The sequence below is a fragment of the Brevundimonas sp. EYE_349 genome, from assembly GCF_023147505.1.
In the GTDB taxonomy this organism is placed as follows: Bacteria; Pseudomonadota; Alphaproteobacteria; order Caulobacterales; family Caulobacteraceae; genus Brevundimonas.
In genome coordinates, this window is record NZ_JAHXPB010000008.1 from 19,103 (window position 1) to 42,133 (window position 23,031).

The following is a 23,031-nucleotide window of genomic DNA, read 5'->3' on the forward strand; positions in this document are numbered from 1 at the left end:
ACGCCGATGATCCGCCGCGCCGTATTGGCCCTGTCCTTCGCCGCCGCCCTGTCGATGGGCGCGGCGTCGGCGTCGTTCGCGGCTGAGGCGCCGCCTCCCGTCACGGCCCAGGATCACGTCCTGGGCCGGGCGGATGCGCCGGTGACGGTGATCGAATACGCCTCCTTCACCTGCTCGCATTGCGCGGACTTCCACAACACGGTGCTGCCGGCCTTCAAGGCCAAATACATCGACACGGGCAAGGTCCGGCTGGTTCATCGCAACCTGCCGACGCAGCCGGCCAATGTCGCGGCCGCAGCGGCCGCTGTCGCCTTGTGCGCCGCGCCGGGCAAGTATTTCGACGTCGCCTCGGTCTTCATGCGCGATCAGGCGAACCTGGCCACGACCGGGGCTCAACCCTGGTTCGCCGCCGGCGTCTCCGCCAGCGGCCGGACCCGCGCCGAAATCGAGACCTGTCTCCAGGCCCCCGCCACCCGCACGGCGCTGGAGACCCAAATCGCCGGCGCGGAGGCGGCGGGCGTGACCGGTACGCCGACCCTGTTCGTCAACGGGACGCTGGTCGCGGACCATTCGCTGGACGCCCTGTCGGCCGCCGTCGACCCGCTGCTGCGCCGGTGACGCTCTAGGCCGATGCAGTTCCAGCGGCTCCGGCTGGTCGGCTTCAAGTCCTTCGTCGACGCGGCGGAGGTCCAGATCGAATCCGGCCTGACCGGCGTGGTCGGACCAAACGGCTGCGGCAAGTCCAACGTCCTTGAAAGCCTGCGCTGGGTCATGGGCGCCAACTCGGCCAAGGCCATGCGCGGCCAAGGCATGGATGACGTCATCTTTGCGGGCGCGGCGGGCCGTCCCCCGCGCAGCCACGCCGAAGTCAGCCTGACCATCGACAACGCCCAACGCCGCGCGCCCCAGCCCTTCACCGACAGTCCCATTCTGGAGGTGTCGCGCCGTATCGACCGGGGCCAGGGTTCGACCTACCGCATCAACGGCAAGGAGGTGCGCGCGCGAGACGTGCAGCTTCTGTTCGCCGACGCCTCGACCGGCGCCAACTCCCCCGCCCTGGTGCGCCAGGGACAGATCAGCGAACTGATCGCCGCCAAGCCCCAGAACCGCCGCCGCATTCTGGAAGAGGCGGGCGGGGTCGCCGGTCTGCACACCCGTCGGCATGAGGCCGAGTTGCGCCTGAAGGCCGCCGAGACCAATCTGGAACGCCTCGACGACATCGGCCGCGAACTGGAAACCGCGCTGAACCGCCTGAAGCGCGAGGCCCGTCAGGCCGAGAAGTATAAGAAGATTAGCGCCGAGATCCGCGCCCTTCAGGCTGCCCTGCTGTTCGTCCGCTGGAACGACGCCCGGCTGGCGGCCGAGGCGGCGGCCGCCGAACTGCGCGCAGCGGATGCGACCGTGGCTGAGACGACGACCGCCGCCGCCGCCGCCCAGACCGCCGCCCTGGCCGCTCAGGAAGCCTTGAAACCCGCGCGCGAGGAGGACGCCGTCGCCTCGGCCTTGCTGCACCGCGCCAGTCTGGAGCGCGACCGGCTGGACATGGCCGAACAGGCCGCCCGCGCCGAGGTCGACCGACTGAAGGCCGAGGCCGCCCGTATCGCGGCCGACGCCGCGCGCGAAGAGGGCATGGCCGCCGACGCCAAACGCGAACTGGACCGGCTGGACAACGAACTGGCCCGGCTGAAGGCCGAGATCGCCGCCGCCCCGGAACGCGGTCCCGAACTGGACAAGACGCTGCTGGCTGCGGAGGACGCCCGCAAGGCCGCCGACGCCGAGGTCGAACGTCTGGCCGGCACGCTTGCCGCCGTCGAGGCCCGCGCCAACGCCGAGACGGCCAGAAAACGCGACGCCGAGGCCCGGCTGTCGCGCGTCAGCGGCCAGCACGATCAGGCCCGGCGCGAACGCGAGGCTCTGGGCCCGCTTGAAACACCTGAACTGGATACGGCGCGTCAGGCGCTGGAGACCGCCCAGGCCGATCTGGCCGCCGCCCGAGAAGCCGTCGAAACGGCAGAGACCAAACGCGGCGAACTGGCCCGCGCCGAACAGGAATCCCGCACCGCCGCTCGCGCGGCGGAGGATCGTCTGGGCCGTCTGCAGACCGAGGCGCGGGGTCTGGCCCAACTGCTGGTGACGGGCAAGCGCGACCATCCGCCAGCCTTGGACAAGGTGCGCGCCGACAAGGGCTATGAGGCCGCTCTGGCCGCCGCTCTGGGCGATGATCTGGACGCCGCGCTGGACGCTCGCGCCGCCGTCTATTGGCGAGGCGCAGAGGCTCCCTCCCCGACATGGCCTACGGACGTCACGCCCCTGTCGGCCTATGTGCAGGCGCCGAATCAACTGACCGCGCGCCTCGCCCTGTGCGGCGTTGCGCCCAAGGCCGATGCGGCGAAACTGGCTGAGACCCTGCCGCCCGGCGCGCGTCTGGTGACGACCGAGGGCGACCTCTACCGCTGGGACGGCTTCGTCAGCCGCGCCGAGGCGCCGCGCCCCGCCGCCGTGCGTCTGGCCCAGCGCACCCGACTGGCCGAACTGGAGGCCGAGATCGACAAGGGCAAGCCCGCGCTGGAACAGGCGCAAGGCCAGCAGAAGTCCGCCACCGACGCCTTCCGCGCCGCCGAGGAGGCGGTCAAGGCCGCCCGGCTCAAACCCTTCGCCGCCGACAAGGCCGTGACCGGAGCCCGCGACCGGGTCGAAACCCTGGCCCGCGATCAGGCCCGACGCGAGGCGCGGGCGCAGGCCCTGGACGACACCGTGACCCGGCTGGCCGCCGAGGTCGCGGAGGCCCAAACTGCTCTGGACGCCGCCCAGACCACCGACGCCCCGTCCGAGACGATCGCCGGTCTGCGGAACGAACTGACCGCCGCCCGCGCCGCCGCGGACACCGCCCGCACCGCCGCCCAGACCGCTCGTTCCGACCGCGACGCGGAGGCCCGTGACCGTCAGGGCCGCGAACAGAGGCTGGGCGGCCTGACCCGCGCCCGCGACGGCTGGGTGAGCCGGTCAAAGGACAGCGCCGTCCGTATCGCCGCCCTGACGAAGGACGCCGACAAGACCGCAGCCCTGTTGAAACAGGCCGAAATCGCGCCTCAGGGCTTCGCCGAACAGCGGGGCAAACTGCTGGACGCGCTGACCGCCGCCGAACAGCGCAAACAGGCGGCGTCCGACGCCATGGCTCTGGCCGATGCGGCGGCGGGCGACGCCGACCGCGCCAGCCGCGCCGCAGACGCCGCCGCCGCGCAAGCCCGCGAGGCCCGCGCCGGTCTGGCCGCCCGCGCCGAGGCCGCCGCCGAGAAGCTGACCGAGGCCGAGACCACCCTGCGCGAAACGGCGCAGATGTCGCCGCAGGAGCTGGGCCAGAAGCTGACCGACGACGCCATCGCCCGTCCGCCCGACGCGGCCGGGGCCGAGAACCTGTTGTACGGGCTGGAGCGCGAGCGCGAGGCCCTGGGCGCCGTCAACCTGCGCGCCGAAGACGAGGCGGTGGAATATGGCGACCGGCTGAACAGCATGAAGTCCGAACGCATCGACCTGACCCAGGCGATCGCCAAGCTGCGCGACGGCATCGACGAACTGAACGCCGAGGGCCGCGAGCGTCTGGTGGCGGCGTTCGACGTCATCAACACCAACTTCAAGACCCTGTTCGAGGCCCTGTTCGGCGGCGGTCAGGCCGAGCTGAAGCTGGTCGAGAGCGACGATCCGCTGGAGGCGGGACTTGAGATCTACGCCTGCCCGCCCGGCAAGCGGCTGTCGGTCATGTCGCTGATGAGCGGCGGCGAACAGGCCCTGACGGCGGCGGCCCTGATCTTCGGCGTCTTCCTGGCCAACCCGGCGCCCGTCTGCGTGCTGGACGAGGTGGACGCCCCGCTGGACGACGCCAACGTCGACCGCTTCTGCCGGATGCTGCACGAGATGCGGTCGCGCACCGACACCCGCTTCATCGTCATCACCCACAACCCCGTCACCATGAGCCGAATGGACCGCCTGTACGGCGTCACCATGCCCGAACGCGGCATGAGCCAACTGGTCAGCGTGGACCTGCATCAAGCCGAGACCCTGGTCGCATGATCGCCCTGATACTGGCCCTGCTGGCCGATCCCGCCCCCGCTCTCGCGCCTGTCGGCGTCGGTCGTTTCGCCATCTACGCCGATGTGACCTCCATGGAGCGCGAAGGCGACATCGCCCGTATGCGCGAACTTCAGGTCGCCGAGACCGGCTTCAAGGTCGGCGACGTCGTCTATGTCGGCGGCTGGTCGCGCTGGGCCTTCGATTGCCGGGCGATGACGGCGGATCGGCTGGACTTCGCCTCGCTGCGCGCCGACGAAACCGAAGGCCCCGCCACGCCTGACCCGGCCCCCGCCTATCCCGCCGCTCCCGGCGGCGACGCCGCCGAACTGCTGGCCGCGGCCTGCGCGCCTAATAAGCCCGCCGAGACCCTGACGTTGGACGAGGCGATCAGGCGAGGCCAGGCGGCTCTGGCGGACTAAGGCCCTTTTCGGCGCCCTGTGGCCATTCGAGACGATCGCGCGGCAGGGCCTCGCGGCAGTGATCGCGCATATAGGCCATCAGTTTCTCGCGGATTTCGCAGCGCAGGTCGAACGCCACCCCGGCGGAGCGGGCGCTGGCCAGGCAACGGACCTGGAGCACGCGCTCGGTGATGTCGGTGACCTGCATCACCTGAACGTCGCCATCCCAGTGCTGGGACGCCTTGACGATACCCTCGAAGGCGGTGCGCAGCCGGTCGATCGGGGCTTCATAGTCGACGTAGAAGAAGGCCACGCCGATCAGGCGGGCGTTCTCGCGTGTCCAGTTCTGGAAGGGCGTAGTGATGAAGTAGGACAGGGGCAGCACCATCCGGCGCCAGTCCCACAGCTTGACCACCACATAGGTGGCGGTGATCTCCTCCACATTGCCCCACTCCTTCTCCACGATGACGGCGTCGTCGATGCGGATGGGCTGGGTAAGGGCGATCTGGATGCCGGCGACCATGTTGGTCAGGATGGGCTGGAGCGCCAGGCCGGCGATGATGCCGACGACCCCGGCCGAGGCCAGCAGGCTGACGCCCCACTGACGGAAGCCGGCGATGGTCATCAGGGCCAGGCCGACCGTGACGATGAACAGGATCACCTTTGCCACCCGCTGCAGGATGCGGGTCTGGGTCAGGTGCTTCCGGGCCAGCAGATTGTCCTCGACGGCGATATTGTACCGCTTCAGGTGCATGACGGACCACATGTCCAGCACCCCCGACGCCAGCCAGCCCAGCGTCAGGATGAACAGGAACAGCAGCACCGAACGAATGTCGGCCGAGGGCACGGGGTCCATCGGCGAAACGGTCACGCCCAACCCCACGCCCATGATGATGATCAGGACCCGCAGCTTGATCCGCGCCCGCTCGACCACGCCGCGCCAGAAGACGTCCTTCTTCCTGACCATGCGGCGCAGGATGGCGAAGGCGATCTTGTGCGTCAGCCAGCCCCCGCCGACGAAGACCAGCAGGACCAGGCTAGTCACCGCCCATTCGGGCAGCCAGTCGAACCGATGCCACAGGGCGCGGACTTGGCGGGTCAGGGCGATGATCTCGGGGGGCATGGGGAAGCTAACGCGCCACAAGCTGAACGGTTGACCTTTAGCGCGAGGCGGCAGTCGCCTCGGTCAGGTCGGCCAGGCGTTGGGCGGCGTCGGGGATGGCGACGGATCGGGCAGCGGCGGACATGGCCGACAGCCGCTGCGGATCGGACAGCACGGCGGCCAGGGTCGAAGACAGGCGTTCGACGGTCAGGTCGTCTTCCAAAATGACCTCGGCCGCGCCGGCGTCAGTCAGGGCCTTGGCGTTCAGGCGCTGATGGTCGTCGGTGGCGATCTTCAGCGGAATCAGGACCGACGGCAGGGCGGCGACGGCCAGTTCGGCGCAGGTCGAGGCGCCGGAGCGGCCCACGACCAGATGGGCCTTGGCCAGCCGTTCGGCCATGTCGCGGAAGAAGGGCGCGACCTCGGCCTCGATCCCGGCCTCCAGATAGATCTGACGGGCGGCCTCCAGCGTCTCGGGGCGCGACTGCTGCTGCACCTTCAGGCGACGACGCAGGGCTTCCGGCAGGGCCGCCAGGGCGCGTGGGGTGGTCTCGGAGAGGATGCGCGCGCCCTGGCTGCCGCCCGTCACCAGCACATGGATCGGGCCGTCATTGGCTGGGGCCAGATAGGGACGGTCGAAAAGGGCGCGAATCTCTGCGCGCACCGGCGAGCCGACGACATGCGAACGGCCCTGCACCTTGGGGGGCGCCCGCTCCAGCGTCGGGAAGGACGAGGCGACCTGGTTCACATAGGGGGCCAGGATGCGGTTGGTGCGGCCCAGCACGGCGTTCTGCTCATGGATCACCGTCGGGCGCTGAGCGGTGACGGCGGCGACCAGGGCGGGGGCGGACGGATAGCCGCCGAAGCCCACCACCACATCGGCGCCCAGCCGGTCGAAGGCGTCACGCGCCTGAATCACCCCCTTGAAGATGGCCACGCCCGCCTTGACCAGACCCAGCGGGCCGGAGCCTGTGGCCGCGTCCAGCGCCAGCCGTTCCTCGGCGGGAAAAGCGTGGGCGTATTGTTCGCCGCGATGATCGGTCGCCAGCACCACGCGCCAGCCGCGCGCCGCCATCTCGCGCGCCAGGGCCTCGGCCGGGAACATATGGCCGCCGGTTCCGCCGGCTGCGACGACGCAGAGCTTGGACATGGGGTCTCCATTCATGGGATCGCTTTCGACCCTGTCTCGCATTTACTCTTTCTCGTCATCCCCGGCCTTATGCTTGGGATCCATATGCCCGGCATCAGCAGTCGTGCGTGCAAGGTGAAGCCCGAGTTTATGGACCCAGGCACAAGGCCTAGGGTGACGGTCTCTTTATGGCGCCTACAGCAACCGTCGGCCCATCGTCAGGCTGGCCCCCGGCTCGTAGGCGCCGGGGCGGCGGCGCGTCAGGGCCAGGGCGAAGCCCATGGTAAGTCCCATGGCCAGCATCGACGAGCCGCCGTAGCTGATGAACGGCAGGGTCATGCCCTTGGTCGGGATCAGGTTCAGGTTCACCGCCACATTGATGCAGGCCTGAAGCCCGATCAGCATGAACAGGCCCGCCGCCGCCGTCTGTTCGAACGGATCAGTCAGCTTCATCGCCCGGCGCATCCCGCGCACGACGATGAAGGCGTAAAGGCCGATCATGATCAGGCTGAGGACCAGGCCGAATTCCTCGGCGCCGACGGAATAGATGAAGTCGGTATGCAGGTCGGGCACGTGACGCTTCATCACCCCCTCGCCCACCCCGCGACCCAGCAGGCCGCCGGCGCGGATGGCCTCGGACGCGCTGTCGATCTGGTGGGTGTCGGTGGTCTCGGGCGAGAAGAAGCGGCTGAGGCGGTCGCGCATATGGCCGAAGACGAAATAGAGCGAGACCAGCCCCGCCATACCCGCGCTAGCCAGGACCGCCATCCATTTGAACGGCACACCCGCCATGAAGAAGACCGCCATGAAGGTGGTGGTGATCAGCAGAGTCTGGCCGATATCCGGCTGGATCAGCAAGAGACAAACGGTCAGGGCGTAGAAGCCGAAGGCGATGGTGACGCCGGGCACCCCCTGTCCCTTCTGCGCCTCGGCGAACATCCAGGCGGCGAAGACGATCAGGCCGGGCTTGGCGAACTCGGACGGTTGCAGGCTGAACGGCCCCAGGTTCACCCAGCGCGCGGCGCCTTTCACCGTGTCGCCGATGAACGGCAGGGCGGCCATGACGACGATGGCGCCGAACAGGGCCAGAACCGCGATCCGTCGCACCCCGCGCGGCGACATCAGCGAGGTGGTCAGCATGACCGTCAGGCCGACGCCGGCGAAGACCATCATCCGCCAGGAATAATGGAACGGATCTGTGATCGATTCGTCGGCCAGGATGGCGGCGGGGCTGGACGCGAAGCTAAGCGAGACCCCCAGCGCCATCAGGGCCAAAGCCGCGCCCAGAAGCCCGCGATCCACGGTCCAGAACCAGCGCGCGATCAGGCTCTGATCGTTGCGGGAGAAGGCGGGGGTGTAATGGGCGCTCATGCCGCGCTCTCCGGGACGGAGGTCAGGTTCAGCACGGCGGCGCGGAAGGCCTCGCCCCGCGCCTCGAAGTCGGCGAACTGGTCGAAACTGGCGCAGGCGGGCGACAGCAGGACGAACTGGTCTCCCCCCGCTGCGGCAGCGTCGGCGGCCGCGGCGGCGACGGCGGCGTCCAGGGTCTGGGTGATGACGTGAGGCGTGTCGCCAAGGGTCTTGGCGAAGGCGGGCGCCGCCTGGCCGATCAGATAGGCTTTGGTTATGCGCGGGAAGAGGTCGGCCAAATCTTCGATGCCGCCGGCCTTGGGCACGCCGCCGGCGATCCAGAAAACGGATGGATAGCTGGCCAGGGCCTGACGCGCGGCGTCGGCGTTGGTGGCCTTGGAGTCGTTGATAAAGCGCACGGCGCCGACCTGAGCCACCGTCTCCATACGGTGAGCCAGGCCAGGGAAGGTCAACAGGCCCTTGACGGCGGCGGCATGGGAGACGCCCAGCGCCCGGCCGGCGGCATAGGCGAAGGCGGCGTTCTGGGCGTTGTGCCGGCCGGGCAAGGAACGGGCGGGCGCGAGGTCGGCGAGGGTTCGGCCCTCGGCTCGGATCGCGCCCGGCACAGCCTCGATACCGCTCATCCCCGCGAAAGCGGGGACCCAGTTCTGTGGGCTTTCCGGCGTGTCTAGGGAGGTCCGCTCGTGATCCGCGGCGCCCTGCCCGTGCGAAAGGACTGGGTCCCCGCTTTCGCGGGGATGAGCGGCGGAGGAAATCGTGATGACGCGGGAATTCAGGCCGGACGCGATCGCCTGCCCCCAATCCTCGTCCACGCCGATCAGCGCCACCGCGTCAGGCGCTTGGGCCGCGAAGATGCGCGCCTTGGCGGCGACATAGCCCTCCATGCCGCCGTGGCGGTCCAGGTGGTCGGGGCTGATGTTGGTCAGGATCGCAACGTCGGGGGCGAAGGTCGTGGTCAGGTCCAGCTGGTAGCTGGAGACCTCGATGACATAGACCGCGTCCGGCGTCGGCTCGGGCAGGGCCAGAACGCCGATTCCGATATTGCCGCCGACATGGACCGTCAGGCCGGCGGACTTCAGCACCCAGCCGATCAGGGCGGTGGTGGTGGACTTGCCGTTGGTGCCGGTTATGGCGACGACGCGGGCGCGCTGATCTGCAGGCCGGGCGGCCAGGGCGCGGGCGAACAGTTCGATATCGCCGATCACCGGCACGCTGGCCTCGCGCGCGCGATCGACGGTCCAGTGCGGCTTCGGGTGCGTCAGGGGCGCGCCAGGCGACAGGATCAGGGCGGCGAAACCGGACCAGTCGGCGGCGGTCAGGTCCTCGACCTGGAAGCCTTCCGCCTCGGCCTGCGTCCGGCCCGAAACGCCGTCGTCCCACAGGATGGGGATGGCGCCCCCCGCCTGGAGCGCGCGCGCGGCCGTGATCCCCGACCGTCCCAGGCCGAAGACCGCGACCCGCCTGCCCTCGAAACCGGGAACGGCGATCATCGGATCAACGCAGTTTCAGCGTCGACAGGCCGATCAGGGCCAGGGCGCCGGCGATGATCCAGAAGCGGATGACCACGGTGGACTCCGGCCAGCCCATCTTCTCGAAATGGTGGTGGACCGGCGCCATCAGGAAGATGCGCTTCTTGGTCAGCTTGTAATAGCCGACCTGGATCATGACCGAGGCGGCCTCGGCGACGAACAGGCCGCCGACGATGCCCAGGACCAGCTCGTGCTTGGTCATGACGGCGATGGCGCCCAGCGCCCCGCCCAGGGCCAGCGAGCCGGTGTCGCCCATGAAGATCTTGGCCGGGGGGGCGTTGTACCACAGGAAGCCCGCGCCCCCGCCGATCATGGCGGCGCAGAAGATGGCCAGTTCGCCGGCGCCGGGGACGTGGTGGATCTGCAGATACTGGGCGAAGACGAAGTTGCCGGCGAGATACGAGATCACCCCGAACGCGCCCGCCGCCATCATCACCGGCACGGTGGCCAGACCGTCCAGACCGTCCGTCAGGTTCACGGCGTTGGAGAAGCCCACGATGGTGAAGGCGGCGAAGGCCACATAGAACCAGCCGATGTTCAGCAGCACCGCCTTGAAAAAGGGGAATGCGATGGACGTCTCAAGCCCCGGCGAGGTGGGCGAGACGGTCATCCACAGAACGGTCAGGACGCCGGCGACCACGGCGACGACGGTCTGGGCCAGCAACTTCTGCTTTGACGTCAGGCCGGCCGAGGTCTGTTTGGTGACCTTGGCGTAGTCGTCGATGAAGCCCAGCACGCCGAAGGCGGCGGTGACCAGGCTGACGATCCAGATATAGGGGTTGGTCAGGTCGCCCCACAGCAGCACGGCCACGCCGATGCCGGCCAGGATCATCAGCCCGCCCATGGTGGGGGTGCCGACCTTGGACAGGTGGCTGACGGGGCCGTCGTCGCGGATCGGCTGGCCCCGGCCCTGTTTGGCGCGGATCCAGTTGATGAAGCGGCTGCCCATGGCGACGGCCACGATCATGGCCGTCGCCAGGGCCAGGGCCATCCGCACCGTCTGATACTGGACCAGGTTCAGCAGCGGATACTGGTGCGCGATGTCGGCGTAATAGAGGTAGAGCAGGTAAAACATGGGTGTCCCCTATCGCGTCGCGGGCGCCGTGTCGCGGCCTTGCAGATCCGCCAGGGCCTTGGCGACCAGCGAAGCCTTGGAGCCGTTCGATCCCTTGACCATGACGACATCGCCGGGCGCGACCAGAATGGCGGCTTCGGCGGCCAGTTCGGCGGCGGTCTCGCGCCAAAGGCCGCGACGCGACACCGGCAGGGCGTCGTAGAGCCAACGCATTTGCGGCCCGGCGGCGTGGACCAGATCAAGGCCAGCCGCGTCGATGGAACCGGCCAGGCCCTCGTGCAGGCTGCGGCTCTGGTCGCCCAGTTCGAGCATGTCGGTCAGAACCACGACGCGGCGGCCCGACACGGCGCGGGCGCCCAGGCTCTTGAACCCTGCGGTCATCGACAGGGGATTGGCGTTGTAGCTTTCGTCGATCAGGGTGAAGGCGCCGTCGACCAGGGCGACCTGGCGTGTCTGACCCCGGCCTGCCAGCGGCTGGAAGTCGGCCAGGGCCTTGAGACCCGTCTCCAGCGGCACGTCCAGCGCGTCCAGCATGGCCAAGACGCACAGGCTGTTCAGGCCCCAGTGGGCGCCCGACTGAGCCAGGCGGTATTGCAGCGGCCGGCCGAACAGTTCCGCGGTGACGGTCGCGCCCTCCGCGTCCGGGCGGAAGTCCATCAAGCGGGCGTCGCAGCCAGCCTGGGTTCCGAAGACGACGAGACGGGCGTTCACAGCACGGGCGGCCTCGGCCAGCACGCCGGCGAAGGCGACATCGCCATTGGCCACCGCAGTCCCGCCGGGCACCAGGCCCTGGAAGATGGCCGCCTTCTCGCGCGCGACCCCGGCTTCGCCATCGGCGAAGGCCTCGATATGGACTGGGCCGACGGTGGTGACGCAGGCCGCGTGCGGCGCCACGAATCTGGACAGCGGCGCGATTTCGCCCGGCGCATTCATGCCGATTTCGAACACGGCGCGCTGGGTCTCGACCGGCATCCGCGCCAGCGTCAGCGGCACGCCGATATGGTTGTTGTAGCTCTTGATCGAGCCATGCGCCGGGCCCGCCAGATCAAGTCCCGCCTTGATCGCCTGGGTCACGCTGGTCTTGCCGACGCTGCCGGTGACGGCGCCGCGCTTCACCTGGGGCGCGCGTTGGCGGGCGGCGACGCCCAGCGCTTCGAGGCCGTGCAGCGTATCGGGGACGACGATGCAGGGCCCGCCCTCGACCGGATGTTGGACCAGGGCGGCGGCTGCCCCGGCGGCGAAGGCGTCAGCGGCGAACTCATGCCCGTCGCGGGCGCCCTTCAGCGCCAGGAACAGGTCGCCGCGCGCGATCTCGCGGCTGTTGTAGGTGACGCCCATGATCGGGCGGTTGTCGCCGTGCAGCACGCCGCCCGTGGCGGCGGCGACTTCGGCGGCCGTCCAGAGCGGGCGGGCGATGGCGTCAGGCATAAAGGGACAGGGCCTCGGAGACGACGGTGGCGTCGTCGAAGGGGTGGGTCACGCCCGCGACGATCTGCCCCTGTTCATGCCCTTTTCCGGCGATGACCACCACATCCCCTTCGCGCATCATTTCGACGGCGGCGGCGATGGCGGCGCGGCGGTCGCCGATCTCCAGCGCGTCGGGGCAGGCGGCGCGCACCTCGGCGCGGATGGCGGCGGGGTCTTCGGAGCGGGGATTGTCGTCGGTGACGATGGCGACGTCCGCCAGACGGCCGGCGATGGCGCCCATCAGGGGCCGCTTGCCGCGATCCCGGTCGCCCCCCGCGCCGAATACCGCGATCAGACGGCCGGTCGCATGGGGCCGCAGAGCGTTCAGCACCGTCTCCAGCCCGTCTGGCGTGTGCGCGTAATCGACATAGACCTCGCCCCGCCCAGTCTCGGCGCCGATGCGTTGCAGTCGGCCCTGCGCGCCCGTCAGCCCCTCCAGCGCGCCGATAACAGCGTCGGGGTCGTCGCCCGCCGCGATGCACAGCCCCGCCGCCACCAGGGCGTTGGAGGCCTGGAAGGCGCCGGCGAGAGGCAGCAGGATGTCGCGGACCTGGCCGCGCACGTCCAGGGTCAGGCGCTGCCCCTCCGGCGTCGCCTGGCGCCCGATCAGGGTCAGGTCGCGGCCCCGCTCGCCCACCGCCATCACGCCCAGACCCGCCATTATGGAGGCCGAGGCGAAGGCGGAATAGGCGTCGGAATCGGCATTCAGGACGGCGGTGCGGCCGCGCGGCAGCAGGGTCTCGAACAAACGCATCTTGGCGGCGCGATAATCCTGCATCGTGCCGTGATAATCGAGGTGATCCTGGGTCAGGTTGGTGAAGGCGGCGGCCTTCAGCGCCACACCGTCCAGCCGGCGCTGGTCGATGCCGTGGGACGAGGCCTCCAGCGCGACATGGGTCACGTCCTTCCTGGCCAGTTCGGCCATCAGGCGGGCGGCCTCGGCGGCGTCGGGGCTGGTCAGGCCGGGGCCGGTCAGGGCGTAGGTCTTGTCGCCCTTCTGACCGACGACGCCCAGGGTGCCCATGCTGGCCGACTTGTGCCCGACGCCCGCCCACAGCTGGCGGCAGAAGGCGGCGACCGAGGTCTTGCCGTTGGTGCCGGTCACGGCGACGCAGGTCTTGGGCTGGGCGCCGTAGAATCCGCGCGCGGCGATGGCGTAGGCGCGGCGCACGTCGCCGGACGTGACCAGGACCGGCGCCGCCGTATCGGGGGTGTCGGCGGGGGCCAGGACGGCGGCGGCGCCCTGGGCCAGGGCCTGGGGTATGAAGGCGCGGCCGTCGGCGGCCGATCCCGGCAGGGCGACGAACAGGGCGCCGGGCGCGACCTTGCGGCTGTCGGCGGTGACGCCGGTGATGACGGGATCGGAGGCTACGTCGCGGCGCAGCAGGTCGGACAGGTGAAGCGCGCTCACAGCCCGTCCCCCGCCACGTCCTGATAGGCGGGAACCTTCTCGCCCATGGCGGTGCGCCAGCGGTCCTCGCGCCGTTCCACGCCCAGGAAACCGGCGATGCGGTCGGCGATGTTGCGCACAGCCGGGGCGGCGACATAGGCGCCGGTCTTGGGATAGGTCCCCGGCTCGTCCATCACGATCAGGATGGCGTAGCGTTTGCCGTTCAGCGGACCATCGACTGGGAAGACCGCCGCGAAGGAGCCGAGGGCGTGGCTGGGGTCGTAGCGGCCGCCGACCAGCTTGTTGGCCGAGCCGGTCTTTCCGCCCACGCGCAGGCCGGGCGCATCGGCGAAGCCGCCCGAACCCTTGACCACATTGCGGCGCATCAGGTCCAGAATGGTGCGCGAGGTCTCTTCGGTGACGACCTGCTGGGGCTGGACGCCGCGCGCCCCGCCCTTGCGCAGGCTCAACGGGATCATCCGCCCGCCGTTGGTCAGGGCGCCCATGGCCTGTATCATCTGGGCCGGGGTGATCATGATGCCATAGCCGAACGACAGCGACGCCAGGGTCGAATTGTCCCAGCGGCGCGGCACGACAGGCTTGGCCGATTCCTTCAGCTCGATCCTGGCGGGGTCCAGCAGGCCCAGCCGCTGGAAATAGCTGCGCATCACGTCCGGCCCCATCTGCACCGCCAGTTGCGAGGTGCCGATGTTGGAGGAGTGCAGATAGACTTCCTCCAGGGTCATCACCCGGTTCTGGGCGTGGAAGTCCTTGATCTTGCGGTCGCCGATCTGGAAGGCCTGGGAGGCGTCGAACAGGGTGTTCATGTCGGCCCGGCCGGTGTCCAGACCGGCGGCGACGGTGAAGGTCTTGAACACCGAGCCCATTTCATAGTGGCCCGAGACGGCGCGGTTCAGCGTCGCGCCATCGGGCGCCGCGCCGCGATTGGCCGAGTTGAAGGTCGGCCAGGAGGCCATGCCCAGCACCTCGCCGGTCTGGACGTCGGTGACGATGCCCACCGCGCCCTTGGCCTGGGCCTTGATCGCTGCGGCGGCCAGTTCGTTTTCCAGCACGCCCTGAACGCGCAGGTCGATGGACAGGGGGAAGGTCTCGCCCCGCTGGCCCGCCGCGCGGATTTCGTCGTTGAAGGCCAGTTCGGCGCCGGACACCCCCTGCCCGCCCGTGTCGGCGTCGCCGATCAGGTGGACGGCCGAGGTTCCCAGCGGATAGGCGCGGCGATCCTCGGGCTCGAAGGTGACGCCGCCCAGAGCCAGGTCGTGGACGGCGGCCTTTTCCTGAGGCGTCAGGCCGGTCAGGGCGATCAGGCGGCGATCACCGGCCAGGACACGCTTCAGCCGGTCGCTGGAGATACGCGGCAGGGCGCGGCGCAGCTGGCGATAGGCCAGGTCGCGATCCCAGATCTCGGCCGGATCTATATAGAGGCCGTAGTGGACGATGTTGGTGGCCAGCAGTTCGCCGTTGCGATCCGTCAGATCGCCGCGCACGAGGGCGTCGGGATTGGCGCCGGCGCCGCGCCCGCCGCCGGGGGCCAGCAGCGCCTTATAGGACGCGCCCAGCGCCAGCCCAGCGAAGACGCACGAAAAGACGATCATGATCAGGAAGATGCGGACGCGCGTGTCTTCTTCCGGCCGGGCGTCGGCGCGGGCGCGTTCGAACCCATGCTCCAGCCTCCAGACCAGCTCGGACAGCCAGCGCCAGAACGGCGACAGACGGCCCTGCAACCGCTCCTGGAAGTCGCCACCCGGCGCGGGGCGGTGATAGCGATGGTCCTGAACGCTCATTGCTGCGTCTCATGAGCGGGCGCGGGCGCGGCGTCGTCGGCGATCGCGGGGGCGGCGGGCGTCGCGGCAGGGGCGGCGGCCGGCTTGGCGGCGGCGGCTGGCTTCAGGGCGGTCAACTGCCCCTCCCCCGCCTGGCGGTGGACGTCGACCGGGGCCATGCCGATCTGGCGCGACAGGGCCTCCAGCCGGGCGGGCTGCTCCAGTCGGGCGACCTCAGCCCGCAACAGGCGGACACGCTGACCGTTCTCGCGGATGTCCTGCTCCAGCTGGGCGATGCGGCTGCTTTCGCGCGCGGCGGCCGCCTTGGCGGCATAGACCGACACGATCATGATCGCGACCAGAGCCACACCGATGATCTCGACCCAGCGCACGCCGCGCACCTTCCAGTCGAACAGGCGCTGAAGGGCCGAGCGGGAATAGGTGAAGAAGGGCGCCGTGGTCATGCCGCAGCCTTCCCGGAAATCCCGCCCCAGGCCGGGGCGTCGGTTCGGATGGCCGCGCGCAGCTTCGCCGAGCGGGCGCGGGGATTGGTCGAACGCTCTTCGTCGCCCGCCTCGCGCGCGCCCTTGAACCGAAGCGTGAAGCTGGGCTTGCGCGGATCGACGGCCATGGGCGCGTGGCGCGAACCGGCGGGCGCATTGCCGGTGCGCTCCGTCAGGAAGGCCTTGACGATGCGGTCTTCCAGCGAATGGAAGGTGACGACGGCCAGACGGCCGCCGGGCGCCAGGGTCGCCTCGGCCGCCTCCAGCCCGCGCTCCAGTTCGCCCAGTTCGTCATTCACCGCGATGCGCAGGGCCTGAAACACCCGGGTCGCAGGATGAATCGGCGCGCCGCGACGACCGCCCAGAGCCTTTTCGACGACCTCGGCCAGATCCAGGGTCCGGGTGAAGGGTTGTTCGACGCGCCGGCGCAGGATGGCGGTGGCGACCCGGCCCGACTGACGCTCTTCGCCATACAGTTTGAAGATGTGGGCCAGGGGGCCGTGATCCCAGGTGTTGACGATGTCGGCTGCGGTTGCGCCGTCGTCGGACATCCGCATGTCCAACGGACCGTCGCGCATGAAGGAGAAGCCGCGCTCGGCCTGATCCAGCTGCATGGAGGACACGCCGATGTCGAACACGGCGCCGTCCAGCTGGGCCTCGCCGCTGTCGGCGAAGGCTTGCGCCAGACCCGAGAAGGGGGTGCGGATCAGTTGGAACCGACCGGGGAAGTCATTGGCGACCGCCTCGGCGTGCGGCTGGACCGTCGGGTCGCGATCCAGTCCGATCACCTGGGCGCCGGACTTCAGGATGGCGCGGGTATAGCCGCCGGCGCCGAAGGTGGCGTCGATCATCACATCGCCGGGCGCGGGCGACAGAGCCTCGATCACCTCGGCCAGCAGGACGGGGGCGTGCGGAGCGTCAATCACGCCCCACCTCCCGCCAGCTTCATCTGGGCCTGCAGCTTCAGGGCGCCGATCTGGGCCATGCCGGCCTTGGCCAGGGCGCGTTGTTCGGCGCGGCGGGCCGCCCATTTCTCGCGCGACCAGATCTGGAAACGGTCGTTCAGGCCGACGATGACGACGGTGTCGTCCAGACCCGCCTCGGCGCACAGGCTTTCCGGCAGGGTGATGCGACCGCCGGAATCATAGGCCAAACGCACCTGCTCGCCCATGACCTGCCACTCCAAGGCAGAACGCTCTTCGGACCCGAACGGCAGAGCCTCGATCATTTCGGCATAGACGGCGAACAGGCGGTCGCCGCCCGCTTCCAGGCAGTCGGCCTCGATAGAGGGGAAGATGAAAACGCCGCCGGCCGCGCCGTTTTCGGCCGTGCGGAAATCGTTGGGGATCAGGAGACGGCGCTTGCCGTCCAGCTGCTTCTCATAGGTCGAGAGAAACACGCCCTGGCCAATCGGACCCTTCCGGCCCGTCCCTAGATGCCTGACGAACGCCCGCCGCGCCCGCCTTTCAGCCCCAAATCATGATATTGGGATAGCATGGGACGAAATGGGCCTCAATGGGATCGAGACCAAGATTTAACCATGTTTTGACATGTGGCCACCTGAACACGCTCATAGAAGCGGAACATACATAGAACATCTTAAGTATTCACAGCCTGTGAAGCGTTCTAACCTTCGTTGGAGAGACAACAGGTTAACGAGCGCTGGACCGCGCATGCGCCATCAGAACGCTGAAATGCGGGGATAATCCGAATACGGACCACAGCAGAGCAACAGGCGTGCGAACCCAGACAGGCCGAGGGCCGACAGGCCCAGGGAAAATATGCCAGACGGCCTGTAAGCCGGGTTTTGTTCCGCTCCGAAAAGCGGCGACGATCATTCCTCTGGACCGACCATTGCTGATCGGTTCTCGCGACCTACCCGGACATCTGAGGCGGTGAACCCCGCGAGCGAGCCCGCGCGATGTCCCTATTTGGTCTTGCTCCAGGCGGGGCTTGCCATGCCGTCCCTGTTGCCAGGCACGCGGTGGGCTCTTACCCCACCCTTTCACCCTTACCGGCCTCGCAAGGCCGGAGGTTTGCTTTCTGTGGCGCTATCCCTCGGGTCGCCCCGGGCGGAAGTTATCCGCCGCCTCTTCACCGTGGAGCCCGGACTTTCCTCGACGGGATCAAGTCCCGCCGCGACCGCCCAGCCGTCTGGCGCGCGCTAGATGCGCGTAACCGGGCCGAAGGTCAATCCAGCACGCCCGTCACGCTTTCGGCGCTGGCGAGTTGAAGCAGGCCGACAAGGCGGGCGCGGGTTTCGCCGTCGGCGACGCCGTCGATCCGGCTGGGGCGCCAGTGACGCTGGAAGGCGCGGACGGCGGTTTCGGCATCCGCATCATAATCGCCGCCGGGCTTCAGCCCGTAGCCCAGGCGATGCAGACCGGCGCGCAGGACGATGACGCCGATCCCCTGATCCCCTTTCTGCAACAGGCCGCCCAAGGCCTGGATACGCTCGGGGGCCGGTTCGAACCACAGGCCGTGGCCAGCCTCGGCCAGACGTTTCCAGGGGAAGCGTTCTCCGGGATCTTCCTTGCGGTCCGGCGCCAGATCGGAATGGCCGATGATGCGGTTGTCGGGGATGGTCCAGCGGCTGCGGATGTCGCCGATCAGGGCGATGACGGCCGCGACCTGATCTTCGGGGAAGTCGCGATAGCCGAACTCATGGCCGGGATTGACGATCTCGATGCCGATGGAGGCGGCGTTGCAGTCGTCTTGGCCCTGCCAGACGCCGCGACCGGCGTGCCAGGCGCGGCGTTCTTCTGGCGCGAGTTGGAAGATGCGGCCGTCCTCCTCCACCAGATAATGAGCCGAGACCTTGGCCTCGGGATCGCGCAGGCGCGCCAGGGCCGCCTCGCCCGTTTGCATCCCCGTATAGTGGAGCACCAGCATGTCGGGCGGCGCACGGCGCGCGTCGAAGTTGGGCGAAGGCGCGTCGATGAAGGCGATCATGAAGGCGTGGCCTCAGCGGCCGTTGCGTTCCCACCCATAGGCGACCCAGGCGCCGTCCACCTTGTGCGCCTCGATCAGGTCGGGATCGCCGGCGCGGCGGCGCGGCGTCATGGTGCGCCGGGTCCGCATCACCAGACCGACCAGGAAGACCAGCACCCCCGCGAACAGGGCGATCACCGCCACCGCAGCGGCGGTGAAGACGGCCAGCACCGCACCGACGGCCATGGCGGCGACGGCCGCGATCACGCCGGCGAGCCACATCACCGAGGCGACCAGGCCGTTGGGACGGCGGCGGGCGGCGAAACCGATAGTGGCGAGACGTTCAGGCTGGAACATGGATCATCCTTTCAGGCGCTCCGGGGAACGCCTGAACCGCAATGTCGGTCCATCGGGGCCTGCGGTCAATGGACTGCGGCGCACGGCCGCGCTTCGGCGCCTCCGTCAGAACATCGGCTGTTCGGCCAGGACCACGGCGCCCTGGCTGCGCATCCTGTCGCTGTCGATCCGCTGCATCACCGCCTGGGCCTGGGGATCGGCCATCACCCCGCCCAGCATGACGAGGGCCTTGGCGGCTTCGGTCTGGACGCCGAACATTTCGGAAATGGCCTGCCACGGCGACTTCTCCTTGGGGAAATGCTTGAAGCGGACGGACTGATCGGCGGGAATCTTGGCCAACTGCCTGGCCTTGGCCACCGCTTCGGTCAGGCCGCCCAGCTGGTCCACCAGCCCCAGCGGCAGGGCCTGGGCGCCTGTCCAGACGCGCCCCTTGGCGATCTCGCGCACCCGTTCCGCAGGCAGTTTGCGGCCCGTGGCGACGCGGCTGATGAAGTCGTCGTAGATACGGTCCATCTGGCCCGAGAAGGCCGCGCGCTGGGCCGGAGTGAAGCTCTGGCCGGGCGAGAAGGCGTCGGCGTATTCGCCGCCCACCGTCAGGCCGCGCATATCCACGCCGAAGCGGCCCAAAGCGTCCGCCAGCACGAACTTGCCGCCGAACACGCCGATGGATCCGGTCAGGGTGGTCGGCTGGGCCACGATCCAGTCGGCTTCGGAACTGACCCAATAGCCGCCCGAGGCCGCATAGGCGCCCATGGAGACCACCACCGGCTTGCCGGCCGCACGCGCCGCGCGCACGGCGGCCAGAATCTGTTCGGACGCCTCGGGCGAACCGCCGGGTGACGAGACGCGGAAGACGATGGCCTTCACGTCCTTGTCCTCGATGGCGTCATAGATGGCCTCGGCCGTGTCGTCGGAATAGATGGACGATCCGCCGCCGAAGCCGCCGCCGCCGCCTCGGCCGGTCACGATGGCCCCCTCGCCGCCCACGATGGCGATGGCGTTTCGGCCCGAGCCGGCGCGTTCGCCCTTCTGGTTCAGATATTTGCCGAACTCGACGATCTCGGCGCCCTTGCCGGCGCGGGCCTTGACGGCGATCTCGGCCTCCTCGACCTGGCCGACCTTATCGATCAGGCGGTTGGCCAAGGCCTGTTCGGCCGTATAGGGGCCGGCCTCGATCAGGGTCTTCAGCGTCGGAGCCGTCGTCTTGCGATCCTGAGCGGCGTGGCCCAGGGCGCTGTCGTAGATGGAGGTCATCCAGGCGGTCATGGCCTCGCGGTGCGGGCCGGTGTAATCGCTCTGGGTGTATTCGTTTACGGCGTTCTTGTATTCGTAACGCTGCTCGAACTCGGCCTTCACCCCGTATTTCTGGAAGGCGCGGCCCAGGAACAGGCTGTCGGCCGAGAAGCCCGTGGCCTGGAAGCCGGCGGTGTTCTGCATCCACAGCTCCGACGCCGACGCCCCGACCATATAGGTCGACATCACCGCCCCAGCGGGCGCGAAGCCCTGGCTGTGGGCGACGACCGGCTTGCCCGAGGCGCGGAAGCGATGGATGGCCTGGCGCAGTTCGTCGGCGGTGGCCGGGGTCATGCCGCTTTCCGGCAGGCGGATCAGCACGGCCTTGACGCTGCTGTCGCCCTGGGCCTGCTGCAGGCCGTCGACCACACGGGTCAGGGCCAGGCCAGAGCCGCCGAAGGCCGCGAACGGATTGGACGACGGCTGGTCGCTGATCCCGCCGCGCAGGTCCAGCTCAAGCACCGTATTGGCCGGGGTCGTCGGCTTGGACGTCGAGGCGACGGCGACCGTCAGCAGCACCACGGGAATCACGACCACGAAGAGGATCAACCCGGTGAAGACACCCAGGACCGTCAGAAAGAATTGCTTCATCGGAGGGAAAACGCGCGCTCGCAGGCCGGAAATGGCCGGGCCAGCATAGGGGGCGCTTCGCCGTCGTCAAATGAAGGTGTCGCAAGATCGCGACCACTGCGGCCGCTCATGTTGCAATGCAGCGGCGGCGATTGATGCAGACGGCGAAAATCCCTATATGAGCGGCCTGTCGGCGCGGCCTGAAATCGCGCGTGTATTACGAGGAGACCGGGCGATGCTGGTCACCCTGATGAAGTCCAAGCTGCACCGGGCCACGGTGACCCAGGCCGATCTCGACTACGAGGGATCGATCGCCATCGACATGGATCTGCTGGACGCCGCGGGCATCTATCCGCACGAGCAGGTCGATGTGCTGAACATCACCAATGGCGCGCGCTTCACCACCTACGCCATCGAGGCCCCGCGCGGCTCGCGCGTCATCGGCGTCAACGGCGCCGCCGCCCGCCTGGTGCAGAAGAACGACAAGGTCATCGTGGTCACCTATGGCCAGATGCCCCATGAAGAGGCTCGTCAGTGGAACCCGAACGTGGTCCTGCTGGACGACGCCAACGAGATCAAGCACGCGGGCTGAAGCCGTCTCCTCTCCATGAGATGGGGAGGAGGACCGCAAAGCGGTGGAGGCGCTCCTTGCCGCCCACCCACCAACAAAAAAGGCCCGCCGTCGCCGGCGGGCCTTTCTTCGTTTCAGCCGATGGGATCAGCGGGCGATGTCGTAAACGCCCGAGATATCGATCCGCACCGACAGTTCGCCGGCCGAGACTGGGGTGCTTTCGGCACGATCCATGGCCACCGCGCGGGCGGCGAACATCGGCATCGGCGGCTGCGGCGCATAGCCGCCGCCCTCGGTCAGGTTGCGGATGCCCGACAGTTGGACGTTCAGCGACTGGGCGTACAACTGGGCCTTGGCCTGCAGATTGCGGACGGCCAGTTGGCGCGCCTGATTCTCGGCCGCCGTGGGGTCCTTCAGGCCAAAGCTGATGCCGTCGATCTGGTTGACGCCGGCCGCGACCACGGCGTCGGCCGTCGTCCCCACCTTGGTCAGGTCGTTGATGACCACCGTCACGCGGTTGACCGCCTGATAGCCGCGCAGCTTGGGCGGCTCGTTCTGTTGATAGTCATACTGGGCCGACAGGTTCAGGCCCGAGGTCTGGATGTCGCGCTCGGCGATGCCTGCGCGACGCAGGGCGGCGACAACGCGCGTCATCTGGGTGGCGTTATCGCGCATGGCGGCCTGGGCCGTCGGCGCCTCGGTCTGGACGCCGAAGGTGATGGTGGCCATGTCCGGCGCGGCCTTGACCTCGCCATAGGCCGACAGGTTCAGCGACGGCGCGGGCTGCATCATATGCATGGCTCCCATGGACGGTTCGGCGGTCTGGGCCATGGCGCGCGGCGTGGCGGCGGCCATGAAGGCGGCGGCGGCGACCGCGCCGCCCAGGGCCAGCGTCTTCAGGGCGGGCGCGGTCAGGCGTTTGGCGGGGGCCGTCAGGGTGCGGGTCATGCGGTTTGTCTCCGTATTCGATCCAGAAGCGACGGGCTCGTCGATCCGTTGCAACGACCTTGGCCGTTCTCGCCTGAATGAACGCCCTTCGTGGCTTTGCAGTTTCCGTTCATCTTCATGAATTCGACGAAACACGACCTTCTGACGCGCCGCCGCTTGGCAAGCCGCGCCCGCGCCTGCTAGGCGAACCTCCTTCCGCCGAGGCGCGCCTTGGGGGCCTGTAGCTCAATGGTTAGAGCCGACCGCTCATAACGGTCTGGTTGGGGGTTCGAGTCCCTCCGGGCCTACCACTCTGTCGGGACCACTTAGAAGTGGCTCAAAACCACTTAAGAGTGGCTTAGCGGATAGATTCATCTCTCCAGTGAGCAGCAGGGTGTCCACGCTTGCGTCAAAGCGGCGGGCGGAAATGTCCGCTGTCGGGTGGATATTTGTGATTGTGTTTGCTGCGCGCGCAGCATCATCACAGGACCGCGCGCATCGTCATCAGATTTGAGCAGGCTTTTGCGGCCGATTGACCGATGTTAGTCGATCTCTTGGGCGCACGGGGG

19 protein-coding genes, 1 tRNA gene and 1 other RNA gene are annotated in these 23,031 nt (G+C 68.8%); 5 read left to right on the forward strand and 16 right to left on the reverse strand.

What is annotated here, in order from left to right:
- The first annotated feature begins 6 nt into the window (after nucleotides 1–6).
- Genes KZX42_RS14115 through KZX42_RS14125 form a run of 3 tightly spaced genes read left to right on the forward strand, consistent with a single transcriptional unit; the run spans nucleotide 7 to nucleotide 4,487 of the window.
- On the forward strand, nucleotides 7–618 hold the full coding sequence (locus tag KZX42_RS14115) for a thioredoxin domain-containing protein (RefSeq protein ID WP_248120274.1): 612 nt from the start codon (nucleotides 7–9) through the stop codon (nucleotides 616–618).
- 12 nt (nucleotides 619–630) lie between these two features.
- A complete protein-coding gene (smc, locus tag KZX42_RS14120) occupies nucleotides 631–4,068 on the forward strand; it encodes a chromosome segregation protein SMC (RefSeq protein WP_248120276.1) in 3,438 nt (1,145 codons plus the stop codon).
- Entirely contained in the window at nucleotides 4,065–4,487 is a 423-nt protein-coding gene (locus tag KZX42_RS14125; protein WP_248120278.1) for a hypothetical protein, read from the forward strand. Before smc ends, KZX42_RS14125 begins: the two co-directional genes overlap by 4 nt.
- Here KZX42_RS14125 and KZX42_RS14130 read toward each other — a convergent pair.
- From KZX42_RS14130 to sppA, 15 genes are all read right to left on the reverse strand, one after another.
- Complete coding sequence (locus KZX42_RS14130) at nucleotides 4,456–5,589, reverse strand: mechanosensitive ion channel family protein (RefSeq protein ID WP_248120279.1); 1,134 nt, start codon at nucleotides 5,587–5,589, stop codon at nucleotides 4,456–4,458. The two genes, KZX42_RS14125 and KZX42_RS14130, sit on opposite strands and share 32 nt — an antisense overlap.
- A gap of 37 nt (nucleotides 5,590–5,626) precedes the next feature.
- Entirely contained in the window at nucleotides 5,627–6,718 is a 1,092-nt protein-coding gene (gene murG, locus KZX42_RS14135; protein ID WP_248120280.1) for an undecaprenyldiphospho-muramoylpentapeptide beta-N-acetylglucosaminyltransferase, read from the reverse strand.
- Nucleotides 6,719–6,892: 174 nt separating this feature from the next.
- Nucleotides 6,893–8,068, reverse strand: a complete 1,176-nt coding sequence (locus KZX42_RS14140) for a putative peptidoglycan glycosyltransferase FtsW (protein ID WP_248120281.1) — start codon at nucleotides 8,066–8,068, stop codon at nucleotides 6,893–6,895.
- Complete coding sequence (gene murD, locus KZX42_RS14145) at nucleotides 8,065–9,558, reverse strand: UDP-N-acetylmuramoyl-L-alanine--D-glutamate ligase (RefSeq protein WP_248120288.1); 1,494 nt, start codon at nucleotides 9,556–9,558, stop codon at nucleotides 8,065–8,067. Before murD ends, KZX42_RS14140 begins: the two co-directional genes overlap by 4 nt.
- Nucleotides 9,559–9,562: 4 nt before the next feature.
- Nucleotides 9,563–10,672: a phospho-N-acetylmuramoyl-pentapeptide-transferase gene (mraY, locus tag KZX42_RS14150; protein WP_248120290.1), complete on the reverse strand. Its 1,110-nt coding sequence runs from the start codon at nucleotides 10,670–10,672 to the stop codon at nucleotides 9,563–9,565.
- Nucleotides 10,673–10,681: 9 nt separating this feature from the next.
- Nucleotides 10,682–12,100, reverse strand: coding sequence for a UDP-N-acetylmuramoyl-tripeptide--D-alanyl-D-alanine ligase (gene murF / locus KZX42_RS14155; RefSeq protein ID WP_248120292.1), 1,419 nt, complete (start codon nucleotides 12,098–12,100; stop codon nucleotides 10,682–10,684).
- Nucleotides 12,093–13,550 carry a UDP-N-acetylmuramoyl-L-alanyl-D-glutamate--2,6-diaminopimelate ligase gene (locus KZX42_RS14160; RefSeq protein WP_248120294.1) on the reverse strand — a complete coding sequence of 486 codons (1,458 nt, stop codon included), beginning with the start codon at nucleotides 13,548–13,550 and terminating at the stop codon, nucleotides 12,093–12,095. The genes murF and KZX42_RS14160 overlap by 8 nt, the downstream gene beginning before the upstream one ends.
- A complete protein-coding gene (locus KZX42_RS14165; protein WP_248120296.1) occupies nucleotides 13,547–15,331 on the reverse strand; it encodes a penicillin-binding protein 2 in 1,785 nt (594 codons plus the stop codon). Before KZX42_RS14165 ends, KZX42_RS14160 begins: the two co-directional genes overlap by 4 nt.
- Nucleotides 15,328–15,774, reverse strand: a complete 447-nt coding sequence (locus KZX42_RS14170) for a cell division protein (RefSeq protein ID WP_248120298.1) — start codon at nucleotides 15,772–15,774, stop codon at nucleotides 15,328–15,330. The genes KZX42_RS14165 and KZX42_RS14170 overlap by 4 nt, the downstream gene beginning before the upstream one ends.
- Nucleotides 15,771–16,739, reverse strand: a complete 969-nt coding sequence (gene rsmH / locus KZX42_RS14175) for a 16S rRNA (cytosine(1402)-N(4))-methyltransferase RsmH (protein WP_248120300.1) — start codon at nucleotides 16,737–16,739, stop codon at nucleotides 15,771–15,773. The genes KZX42_RS14170 and rsmH overlap by 4 nt, the downstream gene beginning before the upstream one ends.
- Nucleotides 16,736–17,212 (reverse strand): division/cell wall cluster transcriptional repressor MraZ, encoded by a 477-nt coding sequence (locus KZX42_RS14180; protein ID WP_248120301.1) that lies wholly within the window; start codon nucleotides 17,210–17,212, stop codon nucleotides 16,736–16,738. Before KZX42_RS14180 ends, rsmH begins: the two co-directional genes overlap by 4 nt.
- A 381-nt stretch (nucleotides 17,213–17,593) precedes the next feature.
- An RNA gene (gene rnpB / locus KZX42_RS14185) (RNase P RNA component class A) lies at nucleotides 17,594–17,971 on the reverse strand.
- Between the two features lie 32 nt (nucleotides 17,972–18,003).
- Nucleotides 18,004–18,765, reverse strand: coding sequence for an N-acetylmuramoyl-L-alanine amidase (locus tag KZX42_RS14190; RefSeq protein WP_248120303.1), 762 nt, complete (start codon nucleotides 18,763–18,765; stop codon nucleotides 18,004–18,006).
- A 12-nt stretch (nucleotides 18,766–18,777) separates the two neighbouring features.
- The gene (locus tag KZX42_RS14195; protein WP_248120305.1) at nucleotides 18,778–19,101 is read right to left on the reverse strand and encodes a hypothetical protein; all 324 of its coding nucleotides are present in this window, start codon (nucleotides 19,099–19,101) and stop codon (nucleotides 18,778–18,780) included.
- 105 nt (nucleotides 19,102–19,206) lie between these two features.
- A complete protein-coding gene (gene sppA, locus KZX42_RS14200) occupies nucleotides 19,207–20,985 on the reverse strand; it encodes a signal peptide peptidase SppA (RefSeq protein ID WP_248120307.1) in 1,779 nt (592 codons plus the stop codon).
- A 214-nt stretch (nucleotides 20,986–21,199) separates the two neighbouring features.
- Here sppA and panD point away from each other — a divergent pair, with 214 nt between their 5' ends.
- Nucleotides 21,200–21,556, forward strand: coding sequence for an aspartate 1-decarboxylase (gene panD / locus KZX42_RS14205; protein ID WP_248120309.1), 357 nt, complete (start codon nucleotides 21,200–21,202; stop codon nucleotides 21,554–21,556).
- A gap of 126 nt (nucleotides 21,557–21,682) precedes the next feature.
- On the opposite strand, the gene KZX42_RS14210 is transcribed toward panD, so the two are convergent.
- Nucleotides 21,683–22,483 carry an SIMPL domain-containing protein gene (locus KZX42_RS14210; protein WP_248120310.1) on the reverse strand — a complete coding sequence of 267 codons (801 nt, stop codon included), beginning with the start codon at nucleotides 22,481–22,483 and terminating at the stop codon, nucleotides 21,683–21,685.
- A gap of 214 nt (nucleotides 22,484–22,697) precedes the next feature.
- Here KZX42_RS14210 and KZX42_RS14215 point away from each other — a divergent pair.
- Nucleotides 22,698–22,773 (forward strand) — tRNA-Ile (locus KZX42_RS14215).
- Nucleotides 22,774–23,031 lie beyond the last annotated feature (258 nt).

What these genes read in the sequence shown, in the direction of transcription:
- smc (WP_248120276.1), top strand. Translation starts at nt 631, where the DNA reads ATGCAGTTCCAGCGGCTCCGGCTGGTCGGCTTCAAGTCCTTCGTCGAC.
- mraY (WP_248120290.1), bottom strand. Translation starts at nt 10,672, where the DNA reads ATGTTTTACCTGCTCTACCTCTATTACGCCGACATCGCGCACCAGTAT.
- KZX42_RS14115 (WP_248120274.1), top strand. Translation starts at nt 7, where the DNA reads ATGATCCGCCGCGCCGTATTGGCCCTGTCCTTCGCCGCCGCCCTGTCG.
- panD (WP_248120309.1), top strand. Translation starts at nt 21,200, where the DNA reads ATGCTGGTCACCCTGATGAAGTCCAAGCTGCACCGGGCCACGGTGACC.
- murG (WP_248120280.1), bottom strand. Translation starts at nt 6,718, where the DNA reads ATGTCCAAGCTCTGCGTCGTCGCAGCCGGCGGAACCGGCGGCCATATG.
- murF (WP_248120292.1), bottom strand. Translation starts at nt 12,100, where the DNA reads ATGCCTGACGCCATCGCCCGCCCGCTCTGGACGGCCGCCGAAGTCGCC.
- KZX42_RS14190 (WP_248120303.1), bottom strand. Translation starts at nt 18,765, where the DNA reads ATGATCGCCTTCATCGACGCGCCTTCGCCCAACTTCGACGCGCGCCGT.
- sppA (WP_248120307.1), bottom strand. Translation starts at nt 20,985, where the DNA reads ATGAAGCAATTCTTTCTGACGGTCCTGGGTGTCTTCACCGGGTTGATC.
- KZX42_RS14140 (WP_248120281.1), bottom strand. Translation starts at nt 8,068, where the DNA reads ATGAGCGCCCATTACACCCCCGCCTTCTCCCGCAACGATCAGAGCCTG.
- KZX42_RS14165 (WP_248120296.1), bottom strand. Translation starts at nt 15,331, where the DNA reads ATGAGCGTTCAGGACCATCGCTATCACCGCCCCGCGCCGGGTGGCGAC.
- KZX42_RS14130 (WP_248120279.1), bottom strand. Translation starts at nt 5,589, where the DNA reads ATGCCCCCCGAGATCATCGCCCTGACCCGCCAAGTCCGCGCCCTGTGG.
- KZX42_RS14125 (WP_248120278.1), top strand. Translation starts at nt 4,065, where the DNA reads ATGATCGCCCTGATACTGGCCCTGCTGGCCGATCCCGCCCCCGCTCTC.
- KZX42_RS14195 (WP_248120305.1), bottom strand. Translation starts at nt 19,101, where the DNA reads ATGTTCCAGCCTGAACGTCTCGCCACTATCGGTTTCGCCGCCCGCCGC.
- KZX42_RS14210 (WP_248120310.1), bottom strand. Translation starts at nt 22,483, where the DNA reads ATGACCCGCACCCTGACGGCCCCCGCCAAACGCCTGACCGCGCCCGCC.
- murD (WP_248120288.1), bottom strand. Translation starts at nt 9,558, where the DNA reads ATGATCGCCGTTCCCGGTTTCGAGGGCAGGCGGGTCGCGGTCTTCGGC.
- KZX42_RS14170 (WP_248120298.1), bottom strand. Translation starts at nt 15,774, where the DNA reads ATGACCACGGCGCCCTTCTTCACCTATTCCCGCTCGGCCCTTCAGCGC.